We start from the raw sequence: 22,787 nt of genomic DNA, 5'->3' as shown, positions 1-22,787 counted from the left end.
CCCGCAGCCAGATCTCATCGGGCGAAGGACGGGCCACCGACGCCGAGGTCGAGCCGCGCCTGCGCGTGGTAGGCGTTGAGCAGTTCGATCAGGGCGACGCCGTTCGGCTCCCCCGCGTGCTCGCGGGCCGCGATCTCGGCCTCCCACAGCGCGGCGTTGACCGCCTTCGCCGCCTCCACCGCGCCGGGGCTCGCGAGCAGGACGAGCGTCTCGAAGAGCGCCGACCGCTGGATCTCGGCCCGCTCCATCGTGGCCAGGAACTCCGCCCGCTCCGCCGTCCCCTCCCCGGCCTGCCTGGCCCGCTTGGCGACCGAGTCGATCTCCTTCACCGAGGTCGCGTACTGCACGTAGGTGTCGAGCTTCCGCTCGTCCCACCGCGTGGCCATGGCGCGCTGGTGCTTGGTCCGCTCGGCCCACCCGGTGGCCACGAAGGAGGTGAGCGCGCCCAGCAGGACGCCGACCAGCGTGACGATCTGAGTAATCACCGCCCAGAACCTACCGGCCTCACGCAGCGAGGGCCGTGCTGGGTCGCACGGCCCTCGCCTGGGGGTGTGGGGCGCCCCGACCCCGCCCTCGTCGTCCGGATCTGCACGTGGTAGTGAGCTGTGCGCTGTGCTCCGTCACCTGTACGCGGTGCTGAGCTGCACTGTTGGGTGGGGAATCGAACCCCTTGCGTTGCTCTTCACGCGCCAAGGACCGGATAGACCGCCGGCCCGCGGTGTGTGCACGCCTCCGTGACGACTACCTGCTACTCCCACACCCTGCTCATGGGACCGGGAGGTCAGTCCTCGATCAGGTCGATCTCCCAGTTGGTGCGCTGGATCAGGGTGTCCACCTCGCGGATCTCCTTGGCCAGCGCGTCCGCCTGGGCCCGGAGCTCTGCGACCGGCAGAGCAGCAAGGATCCGGAGCTCGGACCGCAACTGCCGTACGGCTCCGCGCTGGTCGCGCCCGGAGGCGGCGTCGGCGGCCGCGGTGATCACCGAGTGGCGCAGCCGCAGGACGTCCCGGCGGGCGAGGGCGTCGGTGAGGGTGCCGCCGCCCTCGATCCGCGCGGTGGAGTTGGTCCGGTTGATCTGGCGGATCAGCCGCTCCAGCTCGTCCAGTACCTCTCCGGCCTGGGCCAGGACCTCCGCCGCGCTCTCGGCCGGCTCCTCGCCCTCCTGGTAGCGGGCACTGCCGACGACCCGCGCCCGCAGCTGCTCCACCTGCCGCACCGCGGCCGCGCGCTGCGCGAGCGCCTCTGCCAGCTTCACCGCGTCATCGCCTCCCCGTCCTCCTGATCGTCCGGCAAGTATGCACGTCAGCGCGGTACGGCACGGTGCCGGGGGCGCCGCACCGGGTGCCGTCCCCCATCCCCCGCGCGGGGGAGCGGAGTTGGGCCTCGCGCACGATCCGGGCGCAGCGGGCCGCGCGCCAGCATGGGGGCCATGGACATGGACACCCACCGGAACCCGCCGACCGCCGCCGCCCTCTCCGCTGCCCCGACGCACCGACCGCCCGCCCGCTGGGCGGTACGGGCCGCGCAGGTCGCGGCGCTCACGGCCGTACCGTCCGGGGTCTGGCGGATCGCGATGGGGGTCGGCATACCGGTGGGGTTCGACACCACGGGCCTGGACATCCCCGGCTGGTTCAGCGCCATGTGCATCGCGATGAGCCTGGGCACCGAAGGGCTCACCCTGCTCACGCTCGGGCTGGTGCAGCCCTGGGGCGAGGTGGTGCCGCGCTGGCTCCCGCTGATCGGGGGAAGGCGGGTCGCGCCGCTGGCGGCGGTGGTCCCGGCGCTGCTCGGCGCGGCCGTCGTGATGCTGCTGACGATCCCCCGGGCGGGCGGCTTCGGCGGGGCCCCGGGAGCCCCGACCGGGCCGGCCCTGCTCCTGATGGACGCCTGCTACGCGCCCCTGCTGCTCTGGGGCCCGCTGCTCGTGCTCGTCACCGTCGCCTACTACCGCCGGCGCCGCGCCTGAACCGAAACCGGAAGCGGAACCGGAAGTCGGCCCGGCCGACTTCCGGTGCACGCCTTATCCCGCAGATCAACCGGACATCACGCGGGCCGGAGCACCCGGCCGCCCGCCCCGCGACCGCCTCCGGCGGACTCCCACTCCCGTACCGTCACGCCGACCGGGACTTCCAGGCGAAGGCGAACTCCGTCCGTGGCGCCAGTGCTCCGCCCTGCCAGGAGTCCGTGATGTCCATCCACCCGCTCAGGTGGGCGTCGAGGGCTCCGCCCGCACGCTCCTGGTCGTAGTAAAGGCTGAACTCGTAGACCCGGCCGTCGGCGGAGATGACCCGCCCCTCTTCGTGACTGAGGCTTTCCTGGAGAAGGTCCACGACGACCGTCCCCTCGGGATCGAGCCCCTGCTCGCGCAGCAACTCGCGCAGCCGCACCCAGAGATCGTGGGAGCTGTTCCGCAGGAGCCCGGTGTACTGCACGACGATGCTCGGTGTCATGCCCCCAAGTGTTCCAGCCGCCGCTGCTCGCCGCGGCCCGACAGCTGCGCGACGAATGGCCGGCCGCCCTGGAGGACGACGAGGACGACGGCGTGCGGCTGGAGCTCTACCCGGACGGCCTCGCCTTCGAGGCCCGGCCTGGGACGATGGGGGCGACGACCGATCCACCAGGGGGAACCGCATGGAGCTACGGCAGCTGCGCTGCTTCGTCGCCGTCGCCGAGGAACTGCACTTCGGCCGGGCGGCCGAGCGGCTGCTGCTCGGGCAGCCGGCGGTGAGCCAGCAGGTGCGGCGGCTGGAACGGGAGTTGCGGGTCGAGCTGTTCGACCGTTCGCCCCGGTACGTCCGGCTGACCCCGGCCGGGGAGCGGTTCCTGCCCGCCGCCCGGAACGTGCTGGCCGCCGAGGACGCCGCCCGGGCGCTCGCCGCCGACCTGGCCGCGCCCGCCGTACTGCGGCTGGGCACCGTCACCGGGCTCGCCGAGCGGCTCGACCTGATCCTGGAGGCCTACCAGCAGCAGGCCCCCGGGGTGCGCGTGGAACTGCACTCCGCCCCGGTGCGGGAGCGGCTGGCCCGGCTGTCGGACGGCCGGCTGGACGCCGCCTTCGTCCGCGGGGCGATCGCCGAGCACAACCCGGACCTGCCCTTCCTGCCCGTCTGGGCGGACGAGTTGGTGCTCGCGCTGCCCGCCCGGCACCCGCTCGCCGACGCAGCCGAGGTGGACCTCGCGGACCTCGCCGAGCTGCCGCTGCGGCTGACCGAGCGGGCCAACCACCCCGCGCTGGTGGACCTGGTGACCGAGGCCTGCGCCCGGGCCGGCTTCCGGCCCGTCCTCGGCCCGGCGCACGGCGCCCTCCAGGACACCCTGGCCTCGATCGGCACCGGCACCCCGATGTGGACGGTGGTGTACGCGGCCAACGCCCGGATGGTGAACACCCACCGGGTCGCCTTCCGCCCCTGCCGCACCCCGCTGGCGCTGCCCACCTCGATCGCCGTACGACGCTCCGCCCCGGTGCCCCGGCTACTCCTGGAAACCTGCCGCAGAACGCCCCCGACCTGGGACGATCAGGATTCGTGATCGCTACGAGAGCGATTCGGGTCTGGGTGCGGACAGCACTGATCGGGTGGACTGTTCCCAGCCGGAGAACCCGGCGGAAGAGCCCGGCGGAAGAGCCGGGCAGGACACCCGGTCAGGAGCCGAAGATGCCGATCGTCACCATCCAGCAGGGCCCGCGCAGCGTCGAGCAGAAGCGTGAGCTGGTCGAGAAGGTCACCAAGGCGTTCGTGGAGACCCTGGAGGTCCCCGCCGAGAGCGTGTTCGTCTTCGTCCAGGAGTTCCAGCCGGAGAGCTGGGGCGTCGCGGGCAAGCTCACCGCGGACCGGTGAGGCCCCGGATCGGCCCGATGCGGCGGCGCGAGCCTGCGGCCAGGCGGGGGGCTACTGGCCGCCCTGGCCCGCGCTGCCCATCGGGCCGATCTTCACCGGGGAGCCGGAGCCGTCCGTGACCGGCAGCGAGCCCGCGCCCGGCCAGGGCAGGGTGACGGACTTGGTCTCGTCCGGCGGGGTCACCACCAGGCCGGTGATCCGGACGCCGGAGCCGCCCGAGGTGTTGTTCGGGTAGCTGATGCCGAAGAACGTCGACTTGCCGTTCTTGACGACGCCCGCGACGACCGGCTCGCCGGAGCGCTGGGCGGACAGCGAACCAGCGTTGGTCTTGAGGTCGACGCCCGCGTACCCGGTGAGCGAGCAGTCGTGGCCGCTGTGGTTCTTCAACTCGACCACGACGGTACGGGCGGCGTCGCCGTCGATGGTGCGGTCCACGGCCGTGATGGTCAGGTCGTCGGTCCGGCACTTGGCGCCCGCCTTGCCGCCGTCGGCGGCGCCCGTCCCGCCGGCCGTGGCCTTCCCGCTCGGGGCCGTCCCACCGGTTCCGGCGGAGCCGCCCGAGGTCGTGCCGCCCGAACCGCCACCCGTGGCGGCCTTGGTGGGCGCGGTGGTGACGCTCGCCGCGGCCGTCGGCTTGGCCTGGTCGGTGCCGGTGTCGTCGTTGGGGCCGCAGGCCGTGAGCGACAGGCCGGCGGCGACGACCAGGGCGGCGGCGAAGGTGGCCTTGTGAACGCGCATCGTGACTTCCTCGGTTATCGGGTGGCAGTGGCGGTGGCGGCTGCTCGGCACGGATCGGTACGAGCGGCGGGTTCTGGTGAGCAGGACCACCCGGCCCGACGAACCGTTCCGCCCGACCATCCGTCAGGACAGTGCTGTTACACGACCGGCCGACCACGAAGCGCCGGAGCCGGGCCCCCACCCAGCCGGAACAGCGGTTCCCGCCCCCACCACGCCCCCGCCCCCGGCCCGTCCCCCGCTGGGACAGACCCGTGACCCGGCGGACCTTGACCCCGGACTCTCGGCCTCGATCACCACGGGGTCGCACGCGGCGCCTCCCCCCGCGCCATACTGGCTCAACGAACTTTCCCGCCAAGTGAGTTGAGGTGCCGATGTTCTACAGCGACCGCCCGCACGACGCCCACCGGCGCCACCGCCCCACCCCGCGCGAGGCCGCCGAGGAGTGGGGCGAGCGGATCGCCACCGTCCGTGATACCCCGCCCGACTGGTTCTTCCTGGTGGGCCGCCAATCCACGAACGGCTACCTCTGCCACATCGACCTCAACTACCACCGGGGCCGCGAGTTCCTGGCCATCGTCCAGACCTCGCGCCCGCTGCCGCCCGAGCACCGGATCGGCTCCGTCACCACCCCACAGTCCCAACTCGCCAATTTCCTGGCCAATTCGGACCGCTTCGACTACGACCCGCGCACCGGGCAGCTCCCGGCCGTCGAGCGGACCAGCACCGACGTACTGCGCCTCGACGGCGCGGCCGTCCCGGTCGAGATCCACCACGGCCTCGGCTGCCGAAGCGCCCTGATCCCCGCCCTCCCCGACCAGTCCGGGTACGTCATCGTGACCGCCCCCGACGAGTACTGGGAGGCGGTCACCGAGCTGGTCCTTCGTCCACCGACTACCTTCTGACCGGACATGGCCAAATATCGCCGGTGCGTAGCGGGGGGGTGGAGTTAGCCTGACGACATGGTTGCAAACTACAAGGAAGAAGTGGCCATGAGTGACCGGGAGTTCGTCAGCGGACCCGCTCTCATCCTCCGGTCCCTCGCCTCGCACCCCGAGCGGCGGGCCATCACCTCCGCCGACGGCGTCGAGATCACCGCCGGCGACTTCGCCGCCACCGCCTACCGCCTCGCCCACGAGCTCGTCGCCCGTGGCGCCGGTCGCGGCACCACCGTCACCCTGCTCACCGGCAACACCCCCGAGGCCCTCGCCGCCCGCTACGCGGCCGGGCTGGCCGGGGCCCGGGTGGTCAACCTGTACGACGGGATGGGCGCCCCCGTGCTGGCCGAGATCGTGGCCAGCGTGGACACCACCGTGCTCCTCGTCGACGCCGAACGGTACGCGGGAGCCGCCGAGTTGCTGCCGCTGATCGACGTCCCGACCGTCCTCACCCTCGGCCCCGGCCCCGGCCCCGGCCCCGACGGCACCGGCGGCACCGGCGGCACCGGCGGCTCCGGGATCGGCGAGGACGCGATCGCCGCCTCCGCCGTCCACCCCGCCACCGACCCCGCCGTCCCCCTCGGCCCCGGCGACGACATCGGCATCCGCCACACCGGCGGCACCACCGGCATCCCCAAGGGCATCCTCAGCCTCCACGGCCCCTACCGGGACATGTTCGACGCCCTCCTCGCGGGCCCCCAGGACGAGGAGCCGCCCCGGCTGCTCGCCGCCACCTCGCTCGCCCACCTCTCGGGCGTGCTCGCCGATGTGACGCTCCAGCGCGGCGGCTCCGTCGTCCTCCAGCGCACCTTCGACCCCGGTGAGGTCCTCGCCGCGATCGAGCGCGAACGCATCACCGACCTCTGGGCGCTGCCCCCGCTGATCTACCAGCTGCTCGACCACCCGGCCCTGGCCCGCACCGACCTGTCCAGCCTGCGCCGACTCTCCTACGGCGGCTGCGCCGCCTCCCCCGCCCGGATCCGCGAGGCCGTCAAGGTGTTCGGCCCGGTGCTGGTCAGCCTCTACGGCATGTCCGAGGCCCAGAAGATCGCCTACCTCACCCCCGAGGAGCACGCCCGGTTCGGCGAGGACGGCCCGCTCCCGGTCGGCCGGCCGTTCCCCGACGTGGAGGTGGAGGTCCGCGCCGCCGACGGCACCGTGCTGCCCGCCGGGGAGCAGGGCGAGATCCACGTCCGCTCCGGCACGCTGATGGCCGGCTACTGGAAGCAGCCCGAGCTCACCGCCAAGGTGCTGCGCGGGGGTTGGCTCGACACCGGCGACATCGGCTACTTCGACGCCGACGGCTACCTCTACCTCGCCGACCGCCTCAAGGACCTGATCATCGTCGTCGGTGGCCACGTCTACCCCACCGAGGTCGAGGAACTCCTCCTCACCCACCCGGCCATCGCCCAGTGCGCCGTCTACGGCGTCCGCGACGACCAGCAGGCCGAACACGTCCACGCCGCCGTCGTCCCCGCCCCGGGCCGGCAGCCCGACCTGGAGGACGTCCGCGCCTTCGTCACCGCCAACAAGGGCCGCCTCTACGCCCCCGAGGCCCTCCACCTGGTCGACGCCATCCCACTCACCGCCGTCGGCAAGCCCGACAAGAAGCGGCTGCGCCAGGCCCTCGCCCACTGAACCCGCTGGGGCGTTCCCCGGCTCGGGGAACGCCCCGGGTCGGGGAACGCCCCGGGTCGGGGAACGCCCCGGCGCGAGGTCCCGCAGCGACTCCCCGTGACCGCCTGCACCGCGCGATGGGCTCCGCGCAATGGGCACCGCGCGATGGGACGCTCACCGAAACCCCACCGAACCCCGGCCGGATCCCCACCCGCTTTCACCCCATGGCGGGGTTTGACTCAATGAACCACCGCCCCGGTGCCGAGAAGCCAACGGGGGGTGGCGGCGCTGAGGGCTGCCACCCCTCTCCTGACTCCGGGTTCGGGGCCGGGGTCAGGACCGGGCTCACTCCGGGGCTCACTCCGGCACCGGAGTCCCGTCAGCCGCATCGGCCGCCGCCAGACAGCACCGCACGAAGTCCCGCACCACCGGGTTCCCGTCGTCCACCCCGGCCCACGCCACCGCGATCCGGCTCGGGCCGACCCCGCTCACCGGCCGGTAGGCGATCCCGGGCCGGGCGTAGAAGCGGGCCGTGGACGCGGGGGCGAGCGCGACGCCGTACCCGTTGGCGATGGCGCTCAGCCAGTCGTCCGGGTGCTCCACCACGGCGCCGAAGCGGACCGGGTGCCCCTCCCGCTCATCGGCGGCGACCCAGTAGTCCCGCCAGCCGCCGGTCTCGGCGGGGGCCGCGACGAAGGGCTCGTCCCACAACTCCCGGAACGGGACCACCTCCAGCGTCGCCAGCCGGTGCGCCGAGGGCAGCGCGACCCACCGCGGCTCGGTGAACAGCTCGGCCACCCGCCACCCCTCCTGCCTGGGGAACGGCAGCCGCAGCAGCGCCACGTCGGCCTCCCCGGCGGCCAGCCCGGCCGTCGGGTCGGACCACGCGGTGTGCCGCATCTCGACCCGCCAGCCGGGATTGCGCTCGGTGAACCCGGCGACGATGCCCGGCGTGGCCTCGTTGGCGGCGCTGGCCAGGAAGCCCACCCGCAGCACCCGCTCCGCCCGGGCGGCCGCGCCCCTGGCCTCGCGCAGCGTCGCATCCCAGTCGGCCAGCAGGCCCGGCACCCGCGCGGCGAGGCTCCGCCCGGCCACGGTGAGCGCCATCCCGGCCCGGGACCGGACGAACAGCGGCACCCCGAGCAGCTTCTCCAACTGCCGGACCTGCTTGGTCAGCGCGGGTTGGGAGACGTACAGCCGCTCGGCCGCCCGGGTCAGGCTGCCGTCCTCGGCGACGGCGGCGAAGGTGCGCAGCAGCCGGGTGTCCACATCCATTCCACCAGGTTATGGAAGCCGGTATTGGACGCAAGCCAAGGCCCGCGAAGAGGCTGGAGCCATGTCCATCGCCTGTCTCGTCGTCACCGTCCTCGCCATCGCCGCCAACGCCGGAATCGCCGCCGCCGACTTCGCCAAGGCCCCCTTCGTGCTGGCCAATTCGGCCGAGGTGAAGGTGAAGCCGGAGTGGGTCCCGTGGCTCGCCTCGCTCAAGCTGGCCGGCGCCGTCGGCCTGCTGGCCGGCCTGGTCGCCCTCCCGCCGCTCGGCCTCGCGGCCGCGGTCGAGCTGGTGCTGTTCTACGTCGGCGCCGTGGCGACCCACGTCCGCACCCGGGTCCTCCACAACCTCCACTTCCCGGCGGGCTACCTGGCCCTGGCCGTCGCCACCCTGGCCCTCACCGCCACCCGCTGACGGGCCTGCACCACCGCCGCGCACACGCTGGTGGTGCCCTGCGGCACCCGCCCGGAGCCGCAGCAGCCCGGAGCCGCAGCGGCCGAGGCCCGTGTCAGCCGGACCCGGCCCGTCAGGCCGCACCGAAGTGCCGCTCGGTGTCCGCGACCAGGCTCCCCAGGAAGGACCGGTTCGGCAGGTCCGTCAGCGCGGCCGGGCGGGCCAGCAGCGGGTTGGGTTCGAAGGCGAAGGTCCAGGTGAACCGGGTGCCGGTCGGGGTGGGCTCGACCAGGTAGTCCTCGCCGAAGCGCCGGAACAGCGGCAGGCTCGCCGAGGTGACGCAGAAGGAGTGCCGGGAGCCCTCCTCCCAGCGCACGAACTCCTCCCGCAGGCGCAGCAGTCGCATCGCGGTGATCTCGCGGGTCGTGCCGACGCCGTGCGGGGGCCGCGAGGTGTAGCGGCCGCCGGCCAGGCCCCGGCACCAGGACAGCGGCGCGTCCCCGGCGAGCCCGCGCCAGACCGCCTCCGGCGTCACCGGCAGGTCCAGCACGTACGCGTGGCGGTGCGGCGCGGTGTCGAAGAAGGACGGGTCGAAGCGTTCGAGCGTGAACCAGGGCATCGGGGCTCCTCTTCTCACGGGGTCTCACGGGGTCTCACGGGGTCCCACGGGGTCCCACGGAGTCTCGCAGGGGTCCTGTCGCGGGAGTCCGCCGGGCGCGTCTCAGCCGGACGGCCCGAGCCTCTCCGCCGTCCCGGCCGCCCCGGCCGCCCCGGCCGCCGCGACCGTCCCGCCCACCGCCCGCAGGGCGAAGGGCAGCAGCCGGTCGGCGGTCTCCCGGGCGGTGGCCTCGTCCACGTCCTCGGGCAGTTGCGGGGTCAGCAGGAAGTGGGTCATCACCGGTCCGACCACCACCTCGCCGAGCAGGTCCACGCCGTCCAGCGCCTGGATCTCACCGCGCTCGACGGCCCGCCGGACGACCTCCGCGACCCGGCCGTACACCGGCCGGAGGAAGGCCGTCACCAGCGCCTCGGCCAGCGCGGTGTTGTGGGCGGCCTCGCCGATCAGGGCGCGGATCAGCCGGCCGGGCTCGCCGGTCATGCTCGCCGCCTTGTCCCGCAGGACGACCCGCAGGTCACCCTCCAGCCCGCCGGTGTCCGGCTGCTCGTACGAGCTCTCGCCGTGCAGCGCGGCGGCGGCGATCACCAGGTCCTCCTTGGACGACCAGCGGCGGTAGAGGGTCGCCGTCGAGACCCCGGCCCGGGCCGCCACGGCGGCGGTGGTCAGCCCGCCGTAGCCGCTCTCCGCGAGGACGGCGAGCGTGGCGTCCAGCAGCGCCCGGTCCCGGGCGGCGTCGCGGGGACGCCCCCGGCGCGAGGTGGCGGCCGGTGCGGCACCGGCAGGGCCGGCGGCGCCGGCAGGGCTGGCAGGGCTGGGCGGGGTGGTGCTGCGGCTCATGCCGGAAGTCTACCGAGAACTAGAAACGAAAGCGTTTCGTTTCGTTTCGTTTATGCTCGACGGCATGAGCCTCTCTGCCGAAGCCACGCCCACAGCCGCGCCCGCCTCCGCCGAAGCCACCCCCACCGCCGGCCCCGCCGTCGAAGGCCCCGCCGTCGAAGGCCCCGCCGTCGAAGGCCCCGCCGCGACCGTCACCCGCCTGCACGCCGCCTTCGCCACCGGCCGCACCAAGCCCCTCGCCTGGCGCAAGGCCCAACTCCGCGCCCTGCGCCGCCTGCTGGTCGACCAGGAGGCCGTCTTCACGGCCGCCCTCCACGCCGACCTCGGCAAGAGCGCCGCCGAGGCCTACACCACCGAGATCGGCTTCACGGTCAACGAGATCGACCACACCCTGCGCCACCTCGACGGCTGGCTACGCCCGCGCCGCATCCCCGTCCCGCTCGCGCTGCTCCCCGCCCGGGCCCGGACGGTCCGCGAACCCCTGGGCACCGTGCTGATCATCAGCCCGTGGAACTACCCGCTCCAGCTCGCCCTGTCCCCACTGGTCGGCGCGCTCGCCGCGGGCAACTGCGCGGTGGTCAAGCCCAGCGAGCTCGCCCCCGCCACCTCCGCTGCCATCGCCCACTGGCTGCCCCGCACCCTCGACCCGCAGGCCGTCGCCGTCGTCGAGGGCGGCGTGCCGGAGACCACCGCCCTGCTGGAGCAGCGCTTCGACCACATCCTCTACACCGGCAACGGCGCCGTCGCCCGCATCGTCATGACCGCCGCCGCCCGCCATCTCACCCCCGTCACCCTGGAGTTGGGCGGCAAGAGCCCGGTCGTCGTCGAGCCCGGCACCGACCTCGCCACCGCCGCCCGCCGGATCGCCTGGGGCAAGTTCATGAACGCCGGCCAGACCTGCGTGGCCCCCGACTACGTCCTCGCCATCGGCGACACCGCCACCGAACTCGAGCGCCAACTCACGGCCGCCGTCCGCGAGATGTACGGCACCGACCCGGCGCGGAGCCCCGACTACGGCCGCATCGTCAACGAGCGCCACTTCGACCGGCTGACCGCCCTGCTCGCCGACGGCCGCATCGTCACCGGCGGCGACCACCACCGCGCCGACCGCTACCTCGCCCCCACCGTCCTGGCCGACGTCGACCCGGACGCCCCGGTGATGCGCGAGGAGATCTTCGGCCCCGTCCTGCCGATCATCCGCGTCCCCGACCTCGACGCCGCGATCGCCTTCATCACCGACCGCGACAAGCCCCTCGCCCTCTACGCCTTCACCGCCTCCGACACCACCAAGCGCCGCCTCACCACCGAGACCTCCTCCGGCGCCCTCGCCTTCGGCGTCCCCAACGCCCACATCGTCGTCCCCGGGCTGCCCTTCGGCGGCGTCGGCGAGAGCGGCCTCGGCCGGTACCACGGCGCCCACTCCATCGACACCTTCAGCCACACCAAGTCCGTCCTCGACAAGCCCCTCCTCGCCGACCCCCTCCGCCCCGCCTACCCGCCCTTCACCCCCCTCAAGTCCCGCCTCCTGCGCCGCCTCCTCTGACCGGCAGGACGGCGAATCGACTCAGCCCGGCTGAGTACCCGTACGGATGCGGAGCGCCCTGGCCACCCATAGCGTTCTGCGAGCCAGAGCGCGCGCATGCGACTACGGGGAGAGGCACATCATGGACGTCATCGCGATCCGACCGGCCGACCGGCCCACTGCGGCGATCACCGCGAACAACCCGGGCGACGGGCGCGACACCGGCTGGTCCCGGCCGCGCAGCCCCCGTGACACCGACGCGGGTCAGAGCCGGAACAGCGACCGGTAGGCGTTGCCCTCCACGGCGTTGAGCAGCACGTACGACGGACCGAGGCCGAGGGTGACCTCGCGCAGGCGGGCCAGGGCCTCGGCCGCGGTGGGGACTTCGAGCCCGATCGCGGCCGCGGCCGCGTCCCGGTCGGCGAGCAGGTCGGGCTCGTCGGCCAGGTAGTCCTCGGCCGCCTCCGCGCTCTCCTCCTCGGTCAGCCGCACGCAGTCCTGCCACCACGGCACCGCCAGCAGCAGCCGGACCAGTTCCTCCAGCCCGACGGCCAGCAGCGCCGCGCCGCCCTCCGAGTCGGCGTAGAGGACGGGGCGTTCGTCGCCGCCCTCGCCGCAGAGGAAGTAGGTGCCGCCCCCGCTGCACTTGCCGACCTCCTCCAGGGCCTCGCCGGAGGCGAGCACGACCTCCTCCACGTGCGAGTAGGCGTCGAGGGAGAAGTCCGCGGGCCAGAGCAGGTAGTCGACGGTGGCGGGGGTCGCCCGCAGGCGATCGAGGAACGACATGCCGGACACCTTACGGCGCCCCTCGGACACCTCAGGCCGTCAGCCGTTCGGCCAGGTACTCCTCCCAGGTGCGCCGCCCGTGCTCGGCCCCGGCCAGGGTGAGGTTCGCCCCCGCCCGGTACGCGCGCCCGACCTTGCCCGGCACCCGTACGGGCAGCCGGCGGCGGCTGCGGCCCCGCGCGGTCAGGTACGCCCGGGTCAGCTCGTCCATCTCGTACACCGTCGGCCCGGCCAGGTCCGGGACCAGGCCGGCGGGCCCGTCCAGCGCCAACTCGACCAGCCGGGCCGCGACGTCGCGCGCGTCCACGGGCTGCCAGCGGACCCCGCCGGGGGCCGGCAGGAGCGGCAGCTTGGCCATCTTCTCGACCACGGCGAACGCCAGGTCGTGGAACTGCGCGGCGCGCAGCACGGTGTACGGCAGGCCCGAGCCGGTCACCGCCTCCTCGGCCGCGTGCTTGGCGCGGAAGTAGCCGAGCGGCACCTTGTCGGCGCCGATCACCGAGATGTACACCAGGTGCCGCACCCCGGCCCGCTGGGCGGCCGCGACCAGCCGCCGGGTGGCCTCGTCGTCGCCCTTGGGGCCGCCCGCGAGGTGCAGCACGGTGCCGACTCCCCTGAGCGCCTCGTCCAGCCGGGCGGCCGCCTCGGCCTCGTCGCCGAGCAGGTCGCCGCGCACGTACGTCACGCCGTCCCCGACCGCGCCGTCCCCGACCGCGCCGTCCCCGACCGCGCCGTCCTCCGCCGCCCGCCCCCGCCGGCTCAGCACGCGCACCGGCCGCCCCGCCGCGCGCAGCAGCGGTACGACCTGCCGGCCCAGGGTGCCGGTGCCGCCGGTGACCAGTACCGGGTTGTTCGTCATGATCGTCTCCGTTTCGTCCCTGGCCGGGAGTTGATCTCCCCGCCGCCCCCGTTGTTGGGTGGCTCCTGCTGCCCTGACCCGAGGCGACGAAGGAATGTGACACGGTGGACGGAACAGTCGGAAGCGATGAGCGATCTACCCGGACCGCGCTCTTCGAGGAGCACCGCCCGCACCTGCGCGCGGTCGCCTACCGGATGCTCGGCTCGATCAGCGAGGCCGAGGACGCGCTCCAGGACGCCTGGCTGCGGTTCGACCGCACCGACACCGCCGAGGTGGCCAACCTCGGCGGCTGGCTGACCACGGTGGTGTCCCGGGTCTGCCTGAACCTGCTGCGCGACCGCGCCGCCCGCCGGGAGGAGCCGCTCCAGCCGGTCGGGCCGGACGGCGCGAGCGGCCCCGAGCGGCTGCCGGACCCGCTGCTGCGCCGGGAAGGGGTGGTCGACCCGGAGCAGGAGGTGATGCTCGCGGACTCGGTCGGCCTGGCCCTGATGGTGGTGATGGAGTCGCTGTCGCCCGCCGAGCGGGTCGCCTTCGTGCTGCACGACCTGTTCGCGGTGCCGTTCGAGGAGATCGCCCCGCTGATCGAGAAGACCTCGGCCGCGACCCGCCAACTGGCCAGCCGGGCCCGCCGCAAGGTGCAGGCGCAGCCCGCGCCCGACCGGGACCCGGGCCGTCAGCGGCTGGCCGTTGACGCCTTCTTCGCCGCCTCCCGCACCGGCGACCTGGAGGCGCTGGTCGCCGTGCTGGACCCGGACGTGGTGCTGCGTTCGGACGGCGGCGCCGTGCTGGCCCGCCACACCATGGTGCTCACCGGCGCCAGGGCGGTGGCCGGGCAGGCCGCGATGTGGGGCAAGCTGGCGCCGTTCGCCCGCCCCGCGCTGGTCAACGGCACCGCGGGCGCGGTGGTCATCGGCGACAACGGCCGGGCGCTGTCGATCATGGCGTTCACCGTCGTGGCCGGCGTGATCACCGAGATCGACGTGATCGCCGACCAGGAGCGGCTGGCGGCCTTCGACCTCTCGGCCTTCCGGGACTGACGCTCTCGGCCTTCCGGGACCGACGGCGACCCACCGCGGATGAACCGGCGGGGGTGGGAGGGCGAACCGCCCTCCCACCCCCGGCCTCCCACCCCCGGCCTCACCGCCCGGCCTCACCGCCCGACGGCACCGTCCAGCTGCTCCCGGATGATGTCCGCGTGCCCGGCGTGCCGCCCGGTCTCCTCGATCATGTGCACCAGCACCCAGCGCAGCGACGGCCCTTCGACCGCGTCGGGCCGCAGCGAGCGCGCGCCCGGCCGGTCGAGGTCCGGGGCGGCCGCGACCACCGCGTTCGCCCGGGCGATCGCGTCCCGGTAGGCGGCGACCGCCGAGGCCGTGGAGACCTCCGCCGACGGGACGTCCGCCGACTGGGCCGGCTCCCCGAGCCCGCCGTACGCGTACTCGAACCAGTTGTGCTCGACCACGGTCAGGTGCCGCACCAGCCACAGCAGGCTGGTGCCGGAGGCGACCCCTGGGCGCCGGGCGTCCTCGTCGGAGAGGCCCGCCACCTTGCCGATCACGGCCTCGCGAAGGTAGTCGAGGAAGGCCAGCAGGGTGGTCCGCTCATCGGCGTTCAGCGAGGGCGGACGGACGTCGGGGCGCGGGCTGGGCGCGGTGTTCTCGGTCACCGCGCCACCCTAGCCAGCCGGACCGACGCCCCGAGAGCCCCGCGACCCGACAGGCCGTCACCAGCCCTGCGCGCGCACCCAGTCCGCGAGGTGCCGGGCGCAGCCGTCGACCGACTGCTGCCAGCTGCGGGCCGCGCCGTCCCCGGCCTCGTCGCTGACGTACTTGACCAGCCGCACCGGCACTCCGGCCCGGTGGGCGACGGCCGCGACGGCGTAGCCCTCCATGTCGACCAGGTCGGCGTGCCCGGCGAGCCGCTCCTTGGCCTCCGGGGAGTCGACGAACAGGTCGCCGGTGGCCAGCACGGGGCCCTCGCCCTTGCCGACCATCAGCGGGGCGCCGTAGCTGCGGCCGGTGAGGTGCTGGAGGGCCGCGGTGTCCAGGTCGTGCTGGATCACCTGGACGACGTGGTGCATGCCCTCCCAGCCGGGGCGCAGCGCGCCGGCCGTGCCGAGGTTGATCACCTCGGACGGGAGCTCGCCCCGCGCCAGCACGGTCGCCAGGGCCGCGGTGGCGTTGACCTTCCCTATCCCGGTGAGCAGCACGGGCAGCCGGTCGTCGAGGTGGGCGGCCTCCTCGCGGACCGCGACGACGAGCAGCGGGCGGTCGGGCGAGATCGTTCCAAGCAGTCGCATGGGGCCCATGGTACGGAGCACGGGGGTGCCCGGCCCGGCGGCAGCGCGGTGCGGAACCGCGGGGGCCCCGGCGGGCGTCGCAGCGGGCGCCACCTCTCCGTCCGGCCGGTGCGACCGGCGCCGACCGGTGCCAACCGGCGACAACCCGGGACAACCGGTGTCAACCGGCACAAGACGTGCGGAGACGTACGGAGGCGTGCGAAGGCGTACGGAGACGTGCGGAAACCGTGCACGACATGCTCAAGATCGGCGCAAGTCAGGTGTGGTCGGAGGGAGTCACGGCCATACTGCTGCCATCGGTCGGGCCCGGGGAGACGGGTCGGCCCCAGGGGAGGATGAGGCGGGTGGCGACACCAGTAGGCAACGGCGCACCGGGCGCCGCGTTCCCGGCACGACCGGGCACGCCGCCGGCCGCACCGGGGGCGGCGGCGTTCGGCGCACCGACGACGGCCCCGGGCGCACCGGCACCCGGGGGAGCGGCGTTCCCCGGTCCGACGGCGCCGAGACCGGGCGCCGCGCCGCCCGCGCGGCGGCCCCGGGCCACCGCGCCGGAGCGCGGCGTGCGCGCCCGGCTGGCCCAGGCCACCCGCACGCCCCCGGGGCGGCTGCGGATCGCCGGGGTGGTGCTCGCGGTGCTGACCGTGGCCTTCGGCGGGCTCACCGCCTGGCAGTTGGAGACCAGGGCGCAGGCCGCCGACCGGGTGGTCTCGTACAGTCAGCCGCTCAGTCGGGACGCCGCCGAGATCCACCGCTCACTGGCCGACGCCGCCACCACCGCGGCCTCCGGTTTCCTGCTGGCCGGCGCCGAGCCCAAGGACGTCCGGGCCCGCTACGAGCAGGACCTCGCCCAGGCCGCCAAGCTGATCTCCCAGGCCGCCGCCCGGACCACCTCGACCTCCCCGGCCCAGGACTCCCTCTCCCGGCTGAACCAGCAACTCCCGGTGTACGCCGGTCTGGTGGAATCCGCGCGGGCCGACAACCGGCAGGGCATCCCGCTCGGCGGCGCCTACCTGCGGTACGCCTCCGAGCAGATGCAGACCGTCCTGCTGCCGGCCGCCGCCGAGCTGAACACCATCGAGAACCACGAGCTGGTGACGGACTACGCCGCGGCCCGGTCGACCCCCTGGGCCGCGTACGGCCTGGCGGTGCTCACCCTGGCCGCGCTGGGCTGGGTGCAGCTGACCCTGTTCCGCCGCACCAACCGGGTGTTCAACGTCGGCCTGCTGGGCGCCACCGCCGCCGTCCTGGCCGGCACGCTCTGGCTCGCCGTGGCCGGGCTGACCACCGGCTCGGCGCTGAAGCAGAGCGACCTCGAGGGGGCCTTCCCGCTCCAGGCCCTCAACTCGGCCCGGGTGGACGTGCTGACGGCGCGCCTGGCGGAGAACCTGAACCTGGTCGCGCGCGGCTCCACCGCCACCTACGCCACCCAGTACGACGACGTCACCAAGCGCCTGGCCGGGACGGCCGGCAAGGGCACTCCGATGCGCGACCGGGCGGGCACGCTCTCCAACGCGCTGATCCTCGCCCCCGCCGCCGCGGGCCCGTCGCTGGCCACCGCCGCCGACCAGTACGACGTCTGGCAGGACCGGTACCGCAAGGCGCGCTCGGCCGAGGTCGACAACGCCGACTACCAGGGCGCCCTGAACGCGACGGTGTCCGCCACCGACACCACCGAGACCGCCGACGCCGCCTTCAACGCCACCGACCGGGCCCTGGCCCAGGCCGCCGACGCCGAGCAGGCCCGCTTCACGGCCTACGCCGACGGCACCGCCGGGGACCTCCGGCTGGCGGCCGGCGCCGCCGCGGTGCTCGGCCTGGTGGCCGCGGCCGCCGCGCTGCGCGGCCTGGGCCGACGACTCGCCGAGTACCGGTAGAGGGGGAACGGACACTCATGCGCACCACGACCGTACCGACCAGGAGCGCCGCCGCACTGGCCGTGCTGGCCGCCTGCGCGGCCGTGCTCGGCGGGGGCGGCCCCTCCGGAGCCGCACCGACCGGGGCCACCACCGCGACCACCGCCAGCGCGCCGCAGGCCGTCCAGCAGGGCCAGGACCAGTCCGACTCCTGCGACATCTACGGCAGCGTGCCGCCGAGTTCGGCGGACGGCCCGGCGGTGAAGGCCATCAAGGCCAGGCGCAGCCTGGTGATCGGCGTCGACCAGAACAGCTACCGCTGGGGCGCCCGCAACCCGAACACCGGCCAGATCGAGGGCTTCGACATCGACCTGGCCCGGGCGATCGGCACCGCCATCATGGGCGACCCGGACAAGGTGGTGCTCAAGCCGGTCGCCACCGCCGACCGGGTCGACGCGGTGCAGAAGGGCCGGGTCGACCTGATCGTCCGCACCATGACCGTCAACTGCAAGCGGATGGAGCAAGTCGCCTTCTCCAAGCCGTACTTCAGCATCTCCCAGCGGGTGCTGGTGCCGAAGACCTCCCCGGCGAAGAACCTGGACGAGGCGATCGGCGGCAGGAACGTCTGCGTCGCCAAGGGCTCGACGGCCGCCGACGTGATGGACCCGGCCAAGGGCGCGAGGAAGGACGCCAAGGCCCGACTGACGGTGGTGGAGAACCAGTTGGACTGCCTGGTCCTGATGCAGCTCGGCAAGGTCGACGCCACCATGACGGACGACGGCCTGGCGGCCGGTCAGGCCGCGCAGGACCAGACCGTGCGGATCGTGGACGGCGACGTGCAGCCCGAGGTGGTCGGCGTCGCCATGCTCAAGAGCAGCCCGGACCTCACCGCGCGGGTCAACCAGGTGCTGGCCGACTACCACGCGAGCGGCGACTGGGGGCGCAGCTACGACCGCTGGTTGAAGCCGTACATGCTCAACGACGCCGAGCACTACTGGCCCGTCCCGCACTGAGCACTGGACACCGCGCTGAGCACCGCACCGGGCGCAGCGCTCGGTGCCGTACCGAGCACCGCAGCGCGCAGGGAGCACCGCGGACGCGGGGCGTTGACGCCGTCTTGACGCCCCGCGCCCGCACCGCCCGAACGGCCACCGGCTAGGGTTCGGGACGATCACCACGGGGAGACCGGTGGTGGACACGGGGGTTGTCGTGGGATCGCACGTCGCACACGGCGGGATCGCACGCGAGGAAGGAAGGACACCGCGGTGGCGGCATCGGCTGGCCCGGTACTGAGCCGGGAGGAGGTGGACCGCGCGCTCGCGCGCCTCGGCGCGGAGCGGGACGCGGTCGAGTCGGCGCTGCTCGCCCTCCAGGACCACCCGGGCCTGCGGCTGCTGGACGGCGCCGAGCTGTCCGGCCGCACCCTGGAGCGCTGGTCCGTCGCCGGCAAGGGGCTGCCGCTGCTCTGGGCGCTGTTCGACCGCTACTCCGAGGCGCTCGCCTCGGCCCGCGCCGTCCGGGCCCGCAAGGCCAAGCCCGGCGGGCCCGAACTCGCCGAACTGACCGAGCTGCTGACGGGCGACGCGGTGACCGTCCCGGGCGGCGCCGTGCCGGACGGGCCGCAACTGCTGGGCGCGCCCGCCAAGCTGGTCGAGCGGATCAGCCTGGACGCCCTGATGGCCCGGATGAACTCCTGGTACGCCACCGTGCTGGAGGTGGTCAGCGCCGCCGACGCGGTCTGGTCGGCCCTGCCGGCCCGGATCGACCTGCTGCTGGCCGAACTGCACCGGGTGCACACCCTGGCCGCCTCGCTCGGCGTGCGCACCGGCGGCCACCCGCTGGGCGACGACCTGGCCGGGCTGGAACGGGACCTCACCGAACTGCGCACCGAGGTCCGCGAGGACCCGCTGGCCCTGTGGCGCCCGGCCCGGGTGCCCGCCCAGCGCGGCACCGTCCCGGACGGCGAGGCCTTCGCCTCCCCCGCCGGGGTGGTGGACACCGAGCGCTTCGACCGGGCCGGGCGGGCGCTGGACGGCGTCCGGCTGGAGCTGGAGAACCTGCTGCGGCTGCGCGACGACGCCGAGGAGCGCCTCCAGGGCGTCGGCGACCTGCTCCAGCGGGCCGACGCCACCCTGGCCGAGGCCCGCCGGGCCCGCGGCGAGGTGCTGGCGAAGATAGCCTCCAGCGACGTCCCCGCGGTGCCCGGGCCGGCCTCGGCGCTGCGCGAACGGATCGTCACCGCCCTGGACCTGCGCCAGGCCGGGCAGTGGGGCCGGCTGGCGCCGCTGCTGGACGCGCTGGAGGACGCCGCCGCCAAGGAGCTGGCCCGGGCCCGGCAATCGCTGACCGAGGTGACCCAGCCGCTGGCCGTCCGGGCCGAGTTGCGCGGCCGGCTGGACGCCTACAAGGCGATGGCGGCCCGGATGCGGGTCGCCGAGGACCCGGAAGTGATCGAACGGTACGAGAAGGCGCGCTGGCTGCTCTGGAGCGCGCCCTGCGACCTGCGGGCGGCGGCCGCCGCGGTGGCCCGCTTCCAGCAGTCGCTGCGCCCGGCCCAGGCCGAGGCCTCCGAGGGCGCGCAGGCACACGGGACGGCCGGCCAGACGCCGGTCGACGGACAGGTACAGGGGGGCTGAGGTTGATGGGCGAGACGTGCGTGCGTCCGGAGTGCTCCGGCAACGGCACCATCGATGCGGACGGCTACTGCGACGAGTGCGGGCTGACCCCGGTGGGGGCCACCACGGTCCCCCCGGCCGCGGCCGGCGCCGCCCCACCGACCGCCACCGGGCCGACCACCGCCGGACCGACCACCGCCGGGCCCGGCTCGCCGTGCCCGCGGGACTGCTCGGGCACCATCGACCCGGACGGCTACTGCGACGAGTGCGGCCTGACCCCGCCCGGCGGCGACACCGGCGTCACCCAGCCCTACCTGCCGTCCGCCCGGGTCACCCCGGACTCCGCCCCCAGCGCCTCGATCCGCTCGCTGTCGGCCCGCACCGGCTCCGCCCGGTCGATGTCCGGCCGCTCCCGCTCGCACCGCTCGACCCGCACCGGCAGCAGCCGCTCGGTCTCGGTGCGCTCCACCCGCGGCAGCGTCAGCGCGGGCACCCGCAACCGGCTGGGCGCCGGCCTGGTCACCGTGCCGACGGTGGAGACGGCCGACCCGGCGCAGGCGGTGCTGGCGAACCCCGAGGTGCCGGAGCGCAAGCGGTACTGCTCCAAGTGCGAGGCCCCGGTGGGCCGGGAGAAGAACGGCCGGCCGGGCCGCCCGGACGGCTTCTGCACCAAGTGCGGCACGCCGTACTCCTTCACCCCCAAGCTGCGCCGCGGCGACCTGGTCGGCGGCCAGTACGAGGTGGTCGGCTGCCTGGCGCACGGCGGGCTCGGCTGGATCTACCTGGCGGTGGACCGGCGGGTCAACGACAAGTGGGTGGTGCTCAAGGGCCTGCTGGACACCGGGGACGAGGACGCGCTGGCCGCGGCCGTCGCCGAGCGGCGCTTCCTGGCCGAGGTGGACCACCCGAACATCGTCCGGATCATCAACTTCGCCGAGCACCCGGACCTGCGCACCGGCTCCACCGACGGCTACATCGTGATGGAGTTCGTCGGCGGCAAGTCGCTCAAGGACATCGCCAACGACCGCCGCACCCCGGACGGCCGGCGCGAGCCGCTGCCGGTCGAGCAGGCGATCGCGTACGCCCTGGAGGCACTGCCGGCCCTGGGCTACCTGCACAGCCGGGGCCTGATCTACTGCGACTTCAAGATCGACAACGTGATCCAGAGCGGCGACACGCTCAAGATCATCGACATGGGCGCGGTCCGCCGCTTCGACGACGACGGCGCGATCTACGGCACCATCGGCTACCAGGCCCCCGAGATCGCCACCGACGGCCCCTCCCCCGCCTCCGACCTCTACACCGTGGCCCGCACCCTCGCGGTGCTCACCTTCGACTTCCAGGGCTACAGCACCACCTACCGCGACTCGCTGCCCGGCCCCGAGGACGTCGAGGTCTTCGCCCGGTACGAGTCCTACTACCGCTTCCTGGTCCGCGCCACCGACCCGGACCCGGCCCGCCGGTTCTCCTCCGCCGAGGAGATGGCCGACCAGCTCACCGGCGTGCTGCGGGAGGTCCTGGCCCTCCAGGACGAACGGCCCCGGCCCGCGCCGTCCACCCTCTTCGGCCCCGAACTGCGCGTCGTGGACACCGAGTTGGTGCTGCCCACCGAGCAGCCCGGCCGGCTCCGGGTGGCCGCTCTCGACCCGGCCGCCGCCGCCCTCGCGCTGCCCGTCCCCCGGGTCGACCCGGCCGACCCCAACGCCGGCTTCCTCGCCACCCTGCTCGCCGCCGACCCCGAGGAGGCGCTCGCCGCCCTCGGCGGCGCCCCCGCCGTCTCGGTCGAGAGCCGGCTGCGCGAACTGCGCGCCCTGCTCGAACTCGGGCGCCACGGCACGGCCGTGCAGGAGCTCGCGAAGCTGGAGCAGGACCACCCGGACGACTGGCGGGTGGTCTGGTACCGCGGCCTGGTCGCCCTGGTCGGGGCCACGCCCCGAGCCGAAGGGCGCGCCGAGGCCCCCGACGGGGCCGCCGCCGAGCCCGGCCTGCGGGCGGCCGCGGAGGCCTTCGACGCGGTCTACGACGCCTTCCCCGGCGAGGCCGCCCCCAAGCTCGCCCTCGGCATCTGCGCCGAACTGCTCGGCGACGGCGGCGACGCGGCCGAGTTCTACCGGCTCGTCTGGACCACCGACCAGGCCTACCTCAGCGCCGCCTTCGGCCTGGCCCGGGTCCGCCTCGCCGAGGACGACCGGCCCGGCGCGGTACGGGTGCTGGAGTCCGTCCCGGCCACCTCCAGCCAGTACACCGCCGCCCGGATCGCCGCCGTCCGCGCCCGGCTGCGCGAACGGGCCGCCACCGACCCGCTCGCCGTCGACCTCGCGGCCGGCTCCGACCAGCTGACGGCGCTGCGCCTGGACGACCGCCGCCGCGAGGAGCTCTCGGTCGAGGTGCTCGGCGCGGCCCTCGACTGGGTCGGCGCCGGCTCGACCGGCGCTCCGCAGGGCGCCGGCCTGGTCGTCCTCGGACGTCCCGCCGTGGAGCGGGAACTGCGCTTCGCCCTGGAACAGTCCTATCGGGTACTCGCCCGGTTGGCCGACCGGGCCGAGACCAGGATCGAGATGGTGGAACGGGCCAACCGGGCCCGCCCCAGGACGTGGGTGTAGCC

Annotated in this window: 24 protein-coding genes; 13 read left to right on the top strand and 11 right to left on the bottom strand. The window is 74.6% G+C overall.

Going from position 1 to position 22,787, the window contains the following annotated elements; all coding sequences use genetic code 11:
• Positions 1 to 14 precede the first annotated feature (14 nt).
• On the bottom strand, positions 15 to 485 hold the full coding sequence (locus tag ACIQWA_RS20685; RefSeq protein WP_402484388.1) for a hypothetical protein: 471 nt from the start codon (positions 483 to 485) through the stop codon (positions 15 to 17).
• 296 nt (positions 486 to 781) lie between these two features.
• Complete coding sequence (locus ACIQWA_RS20680) at positions 782 to 1,255, bottom strand: DIP1984 family protein (RefSeq protein WP_402484387.1); 474 nt, start codon at positions 1,253 to 1,255, stop codon at positions 782 to 784.
• A gap of 174 nt (positions 1,256 to 1,429) precedes the next feature.
• Between ACIQWA_RS20680 and ACIQWA_RS20675 the strand changes: the two genes are divergently transcribed.
• A complete protein-coding gene (locus ACIQWA_RS20675) occupies positions 1,430 to 1,966 on the top strand; it encodes a hypothetical protein (protein WP_402484385.1) in 537 nt (178 codons plus the stop codon).
• A gap of 145 nt (positions 1,967 to 2,111) precedes the next feature.
• Here ACIQWA_RS20675 and ACIQWA_RS20670 read toward each other — a convergent pair whose 3' ends face one another.
• Positions 2,112 to 2,450 carry a hypothetical protein gene (locus tag ACIQWA_RS20670; protein ID WP_402484383.1) on the bottom strand — a complete coding sequence of 113 codons (339 nt, stop codon included), beginning with the start codon at positions 2,448 to 2,450 and terminating at the stop codon, positions 2,112 to 2,114.
• A gap of 181 nt (positions 2,451 to 2,631) precedes the next feature.
• Here ACIQWA_RS20670 and ACIQWA_RS20665 point away from each other — a divergent pair, with 181 nt between their 5' ends.
• Together ACIQWA_RS20665 and dmpI are read left to right on the top strand one after the other, a co-directional pair.
• Positions 2,632 to 3,528, top strand: a complete 897-nt coding sequence (locus tag ACIQWA_RS20665) for a LysR substrate-binding domain-containing protein (RefSeq protein WP_402484381.1) — start codon at positions 2,632 to 2,634, stop codon at positions 3,526 to 3,528.
• 125 nt (positions 3,529 to 3,653) lie between these two features.
• Positions 3,654 to 3,836 (top strand): 4-oxalocrotonate tautomerase DmpI, encoded by a 183-nt coding sequence (gene dmpI / locus ACIQWA_RS20660; RefSeq protein ID WP_360243465.1) that lies wholly within the window; start codon positions 3,654 to 3,656, stop codon positions 3,834 to 3,836.
• A gap of 51 nt (positions 3,837 to 3,887) precedes the next feature.
• On the opposite strand, the gene ACIQWA_RS20655 is transcribed toward dmpI, so the two are convergent.
• Positions 3,888 to 4,574 carry a DUF4232 domain-containing protein gene (locus ACIQWA_RS20655; protein WP_402484379.1) on the bottom strand — a complete coding sequence of 229 codons (687 nt, stop codon included), beginning with the start codon at positions 4,572 to 4,574 and terminating at the stop codon, positions 3,888 to 3,890.
• Between the two features lie 371 nt (positions 4,575 to 4,945).
• On the opposite strand from ACIQWA_RS20655, the gene ACIQWA_RS20650 reads away from it, so the two are divergent.
• The gene (locus ACIQWA_RS20650; protein ID WP_402484378.1) at positions 4,946 to 5,476 is read left to right on the top strand and encodes a hypothetical protein; all 531 of its coding nucleotides are present in this window, start codon (positions 4,946 to 4,948) and stop codon (positions 5,474 to 5,476) included.
• A gap of 87 nt (positions 5,477 to 5,563) precedes the next feature.
• The gene (locus ACIQWA_RS20645) at positions 5,564 to 7,147 is read left to right on the top strand and encodes an AMP-binding protein (protein WP_402484376.1); all 1,584 of its coding nucleotides are present in this window, start codon (positions 5,564 to 5,566) and stop codon (positions 7,145 to 7,147) included.
• Between the two features lie 336 nt (positions 7,148 to 7,483).
• On the opposite strand, the gene ACIQWA_RS20640 is transcribed toward ACIQWA_RS20645, so the two are convergent.
• Complete coding sequence (locus ACIQWA_RS20640) at positions 7,484 to 8,401, bottom strand: LysR family transcriptional regulator (protein WP_402484375.1); 918 nt, start codon at positions 8,399 to 8,401, stop codon at positions 7,484 to 7,486.
• A 61-nt stretch (positions 8,402 to 8,462) separates the two neighbouring features.
• Here ACIQWA_RS20640 and ACIQWA_RS20635 point away from each other — a divergent pair, with 61 nt between their 5' ends.
• Positions 8,463 to 8,813, top strand: a complete 351-nt coding sequence (locus ACIQWA_RS20635) for a DoxX family protein (RefSeq protein ID WP_402484373.1) — start codon at positions 8,463 to 8,465, stop codon at positions 8,811 to 8,813.
• 112 nt (positions 8,814 to 8,925) lie between these two features.
• On the opposite strand, the gene ACIQWA_RS20630 is transcribed toward ACIQWA_RS20635, so the two are convergent.
• The gene (locus ACIQWA_RS20630; RefSeq protein WP_402484371.1) at positions 8,926 to 9,411 is read right to left on the bottom strand and encodes an SRPBCC family protein; all 486 of its coding nucleotides are present in this window, start codon (positions 9,409 to 9,411) and stop codon (positions 8,926 to 8,928) included.
• Between the two features lie 102 nt (positions 9,412 to 9,513).
• Positions 9,514 to 10,248 (bottom strand): TetR/AcrR family transcriptional regulator, encoded by a 735-nt coding sequence (locus tag ACIQWA_RS20625; protein ID WP_402484370.1) that lies wholly within the window; start codon positions 10,246 to 10,248, stop codon positions 9,514 to 9,516.
• A 64-nt stretch (positions 10,249 to 10,312) separates the two neighbouring features.
• Between ACIQWA_RS20625 and ACIQWA_RS20620 the strand changes: the two genes are divergently transcribed.
• On the top strand, positions 10,313 to 11,791 hold the full coding sequence (locus tag ACIQWA_RS20620) for an aldehyde dehydrogenase family protein (protein WP_402484368.1): 1,479 nt from the start codon (positions 10,313 to 10,315) through the stop codon (positions 11,789 to 11,791).
• Positions 11,792 to 11,912: 121 nt separating this feature from the next.
• Positions 11,913 to 12,059, top strand: a complete 147-nt coding sequence (locus ACIQWA_RS20615; RefSeq protein WP_402484366.1) for a hypothetical protein — start codon at positions 11,913 to 11,915, stop codon at positions 12,057 to 12,059.
• Here the strand turns inward: ACIQWA_RS20615 and ACIQWA_RS20610 are convergent.
• Together ACIQWA_RS20610 and ACIQWA_RS20605 are read right to left on the bottom strand one after the other, a co-directional pair.
• Positions 12,035 to 12,556, bottom strand: a complete 522-nt coding sequence (locus ACIQWA_RS20610; protein WP_402484365.1) for a hypothetical protein — start codon at positions 12,554 to 12,556, stop codon at positions 12,035 to 12,037. The two genes, ACIQWA_RS20615 and ACIQWA_RS20610, sit on opposite strands and share 25 nt — an antisense overlap.
• Before the next feature lie 31 nt (positions 12,557 to 12,587).
• A complete protein-coding gene (locus ACIQWA_RS20605) occupies positions 12,588 to 13,415 on the bottom strand; it encodes an SDR family oxidoreductase (RefSeq protein ID WP_402484363.1) in 828 nt (275 codons plus the stop codon).
• A gap of 104 nt (positions 13,416 to 13,519) precedes the next feature.
• Here ACIQWA_RS20605 and ACIQWA_RS20600 point away from each other — a divergent pair, with 104 nt between their 5' ends.
• Positions 13,520 to 14,452 carry a sigma-70 family RNA polymerase sigma factor gene (locus ACIQWA_RS20600; RefSeq protein ID WP_402484362.1) on the top strand — a complete coding sequence of 311 codons (933 nt, stop codon included), beginning with the start codon at positions 13,520 to 13,522 and terminating at the stop codon, positions 14,450 to 14,452.
• 113 nt (positions 14,453 to 14,565) lie between these two features.
• Here ACIQWA_RS20600 and ACIQWA_RS20595 read toward each other — a convergent pair whose 3' ends face one another.
• The gene (locus tag ACIQWA_RS20595) at positions 14,566 to 15,081 is read right to left on the bottom strand and encodes a DinB family protein (RefSeq protein WP_402484360.1); all 516 of its coding nucleotides are present in this window, start codon (positions 15,079 to 15,081) and stop codon (positions 14,566 to 14,568) included.
• 57 nt (positions 15,082 to 15,138) lie between these two features.
• Positions 15,139 to 15,714 carry a nucleosidase gene (locus ACIQWA_RS20590; protein WP_402484358.1) on the bottom strand — a complete coding sequence of 192 codons (576 nt, stop codon included), beginning with the start codon at positions 15,712 to 15,714 and terminating at the stop codon, positions 15,139 to 15,141.
• A 560-nt stretch (positions 15,715 to 16,274) separates the two neighbouring features.
• Here ACIQWA_RS20590 and ACIQWA_RS20585 point away from each other — a divergent pair.
• The 4 genes from ACIQWA_RS20585 to ACIQWA_RS20570 all read left to right on the top strand — a co-directional run bounded on the left by ACIQWA_RS20585 (position 16,275) and on the right by ACIQWA_RS20570 (position 22,785).
• The gene (locus tag ACIQWA_RS20585) at positions 16,275 to 17,588 is read left to right on the top strand and encodes a hypothetical protein (RefSeq protein WP_402484356.1); all 1,314 of its coding nucleotides are present in this window, start codon (positions 16,275 to 16,277) and stop codon (positions 17,586 to 17,588) included.
• A 17-nt stretch (positions 17,589 to 17,605) separates the two neighbouring features.
• Entirely contained in the window at positions 17,606 to 18,580 is a 975-nt protein-coding gene (locus ACIQWA_RS20580; RefSeq protein WP_402484354.1) for a glutamate ABC transporter substrate-binding protein, read from the top strand.
• 252 nt (positions 18,581 to 18,832) lie between these two features.
• Complete coding sequence (locus ACIQWA_RS20575) at positions 18,833 to 20,203, top strand: hypothetical protein (RefSeq protein WP_360242595.1); 1,371 nt, start codon at positions 18,833 to 18,835, stop codon at positions 20,201 to 20,203.
• 5 nt (positions 20,204 to 20,208) lie between these two features.
• Positions 20,209 to 22,785 (top strand): tetratricopeptide repeat protein, encoded by a 2,577-nt coding sequence (locus ACIQWA_RS20570; RefSeq protein ID WP_402484352.1) that lies wholly within the window; start codon positions 20,209 to 20,211, stop codon positions 22,783 to 22,785.
• Positions 22,786 to 22,787: the final 2 nt, after the last annotated feature.

This window comes from Kitasatospora sp. NPDC098652, assembly GCF_044760155.1.
Lineage (GTDB): Bacteria > Actinomycetota > Actinomycetes > Streptomycetales > Streptomycetaceae > Kitasatospora.
Note: the sequence above shows the minus strand (reverse complement) of the source record. Positions and strands in the feature narration are given on the sequence as shown.